The organism is Paenibacillus sp. S29, assembly GCF_049319765.1.
GTDB classification, from domain to species: domain Bacteria; phylum Bacillota; class Bacilli; order Paenibacillales; family Paenibacillaceae; genus Paenibacillus; species Paenibacillus polymyxa_B.
The window spans coordinates 1-3,184 of record NZ_JBMOUI010000045.1 but is presented as its reverse complement, the minus strand read 5'-3'; the positions used below and the strand labels follow the sequence as shown (position 1 = coordinate 3,184).

Annotated in this window: 3 protein-coding genes and 1 rRNA gene; 3 read left to right on the top strand and 1 reads right to left on the bottom strand. The window is 42.1% G+C overall.

Annotated features, from left to right (window positions below):
- Window positions 1–192: 192 nt before the first annotated feature.
- A complete protein-coding gene (locus tag ACL9RM_RS26360) occupies window positions 193–873 on the top strand; it encodes a YetF domain-containing protein (RefSeq protein WP_250268286.1) in 681 nt (226 codons plus the stop codon).
- 45 nt (window positions 874–918) lie between these two features.
- On the opposite strand, the gene ACL9RM_RS26355 is transcribed toward ACL9RM_RS26360, so the two are convergent.
- Complete coding sequence (locus ACL9RM_RS26355; protein WP_250268287.1) at window positions 919–1,269, bottom strand: hypothetical protein; 351 nt, start codon at window positions 1,267–1,269, stop codon at window positions 919–921.
- A gap of 235 nt (window positions 1,270–1,504) precedes the next feature.
- Between ACL9RM_RS26355 and ACL9RM_RS26350 the strand changes: the two genes are divergently transcribed.
- Entirely contained in the window at window positions 1,505–2,665 is a 1,161-nt protein-coding gene (locus ACL9RM_RS26350) for a trans-sulfuration enzyme family protein (RefSeq protein ID WP_250268289.1), read from the top strand.
- 461 nt (window positions 2,666–3,126) lie between these two features.
- A 16S ribosomal RNA gene (locus ACL9RM_RS26345) occupies window positions 3,127–3,184 on the top strand; the annotation flags it as partial.

Sequence of the window (3,184 nt, the reverse complement as noted above, 5' to 3'; positions counted from 1 at the left end):
AAAAAATGCACCCCCTAGAAATTCATCGGATAAACCAGGGGTTTATTCCAATGTCTATTCTAAGGGGTGCACTTCATAGTTGGTAGCGGGCTTTTTTAATCGGACAATTTTAGGAATAAGCCTCTGTTTATGCTGAGGTAGACAGGTGTAAATAACACATAAGGAAAACAACTTCTTCCGGGAGGCATACTTATGGAGGTATTTGTTACGATTGGTGTCAAATTGATCATCAGCTTTTTTGGCTTGTGGATCATTACTTTTATTACAGGTCGGAAAACACTCAGTCAGTTAACACCACTCGATTTCCTAACATCATTGGTGTTAAGCGAAATTGTGGGAAATACGTTATATGACGATAAGGTAACCATTGGGCAGCTATTGTTTGCTTTGGCACTATGGTGCGCGCTGGCCTACTTTTTTGAAAAGGCGACGACCCGTTTTGTGAAATTTGGCTATATGGCAGAAGGTCGAACAGTGCTGCTCGTGGATAAGGGCCAGGTCAATCAAGAGATGCTTGAAAAATATGATATAGAATTCACACAGTTGCTCTCCATGCTGCGCCAGCAGAATATTTTTTCTCTACGTGAGGTCTGGTATGCCACGTTAGAGACGAACGGTTCATTGTCAGTCATGCGCAAACCCGAATACGAGCCACCCGCCGCTCAGGATATGGGAATAGATGCACAGCCTGATCTTTTTTCTGTTACAGTCATTGATAAAGGAAAGCTTCTGAACGAATCTATGCGTGGGAAGTCAATCGATATTGAAGAGATTAAAGCTAAGGTGCGAGAGCAGGGATATGATAGTATCGATGAGATTGCCTATGCAGAGTTTAGCGAGGATGGAACACTTCACATCGTGCCGATGAAATAGAAAATGCACAATAAAAGAGGCTGAATTACGAATCGGGCTGTTTTTTTAGCTCGGTATTGTTCTTTCTAATAATGAAGCAGCAGTAATTCTTTCAAGCTTCAAAGAAGCTGTGGAGGCCATCTCTGTAATCAAGCCCTCCATTAAATCGGAAAGCAAGTTTTGGTCAATCAGTCCTTCAAAATAACAAACGGCAAATTGGCCAGCATGGGTAGGACTTTCGGAAAAATCACGAATAATAAAGTCAGAGCTTTGCCCAAGTTTTAATTTAAGCAAGGAGAGAGTATGGGATAATGATGGATTTATAGGTTCTGAAGAGGCTTGCTGTTTGGATTTTTCGATATCCTGTGTGTACCTTTTTCCAGGTTTCAGAACATTTCTAATCCAACGTGTTAACACATGTGAACCCCCTCTTTTTTTGATAAAGCATATCTTTGCCCTGCAACCCCAAAATATACGTTGTTTTTATGAATTGGATACTTAGTGAAAGACATTTGGAAGCCTCATAATTCTCCGAATTTCGCAATCAACCACCACAGGGTCTAGAGGAGTTTACATTATAGAATATTTGAGTTCCGGATTGAGGAGACTACCACATATGGGTTTGAAATTTTTCAGAAAGTGGTGATCAGGTTTGAGTTTCTCGGATGATCAGCTTATCTGTCTCCGATTTGAGGGCGAACTAGGGTATTTTGCTAAGGCTGCTGCTCCTCCTATTTATGAGACCGCTCCATTTTTCTTTGATACTTACGAAGATTATGCTGAAGCAGCTAATAATGAAAAGGAGCATTATGTTTATTCGAGGGGAACCAATCCTACCGTTCAGATTGCAGAGCAAATGATTGCTGCGCTGGAAGGTGGGGCGGACTGCAAGTGCTTTGCCTCCGGAATGGCTGCTATCAGTGCCGCTCTAATGTGTAGCTTATCCGCAGGGGATCATCTGATTCTGGTCGGACACATATATGAAACTTCCGTCAGCCTAGCCAAATACTTAACGAAGTTCCATATAAACTACACCATTGTACATTCGACTTCTACGGAAGCAGTTGCTAATGCCATCCAACCGCAGACCCGTGCTATTCTCATGGAGTCTCCTACCTCGTTTACATTCGATATGGTAAATATTCAGGAAGTAGCTTCGCTTTCCAAAGCTAGGGGTATCCGCACAATTATAGATAATTCATGGGCTACACCCCTTTTCCAAAAACCATTGGAATGGGGCGTAGATATCGTTGTTCACTCCGCATCCAAGTACTTGGGTGGTCATAATGATTTAATTGCAGGGGCAGTGATCGCTTCTAAAGAGATAATAAACCGTATGTATGCTGAAGAGTATGAGTTGATTGGCGGCTCGTTGGGCCCTTTTGAAGCCTGGCTACTCATTCGGGGGCTAAGAACACTCCCGCTCCGAATGGAAGCCCATCAGAGAAACGCTTTGTTGGTTGCTCGTTTTCTATCAGATCATCCGGCCATTTCCAAAGTGAATCATCCCGGACTCCCTTCTCATCCACAACATGAGCTCGCATGTAGACAGCTCAAAGGCTATGCCGGATTATTCAGTTTTGAACTAAAGGATTCGACTTATGAGGATATATGTAGAGTGATCGATAAACTGCGACTGATCCGGATCGGTGTATCTTGGGGGTCCATGGAGAGTCAGGTGATCTCACCAAACTACGGCTTCAATAAGCAGAGTCTAAAAAAACAACACATGCCTGAATCGCTTATCCGCTTGGCTGTAGGGCATGAGCCCGCTGAACTTTTGATACAGGATTTAGCTACAGCTTTAAGCTAAACGAACATTTCAGGATTTTTATCATAAAAGCTAAAGCAGCAGCTCATCCAATACATAAAGAGCTTCTGCTTTTCTGATTTATGACGTTTATACCTGATCAACTTTGCACTTCAAGTAGGAGAAAAGAGAGTTTCGGTTATTACAGGTAAATCATCGTGTGTTGGAGTGTTTTAATAAAAACTACACCGTGTAGAAATACAAATTAGCAAACTGGTAAATATTACAACTTGCCTGATGGGTATACACGTGATAAATTATATATCCAGCCAGTTAAACGGCTGTTGATTTGATCTTTGAAAACTGAACAACGAGTGAGTACGGATTTTGTTTACAAAATCCAACGCAGAAATTTTGGTACATGCCATTAGGTTGTATGAAATGGAAGCGAACAAGAGATATTTTTATCTCGTCAGTTTCAACATGAGCTCATCGCTCTTTCGATAACCAGCTTCGGTTGGTCTTTAATGGAGAGTTTGATCCTGGCTCAGGACGAACGCTGGCGGCGTGCCTAATACATGC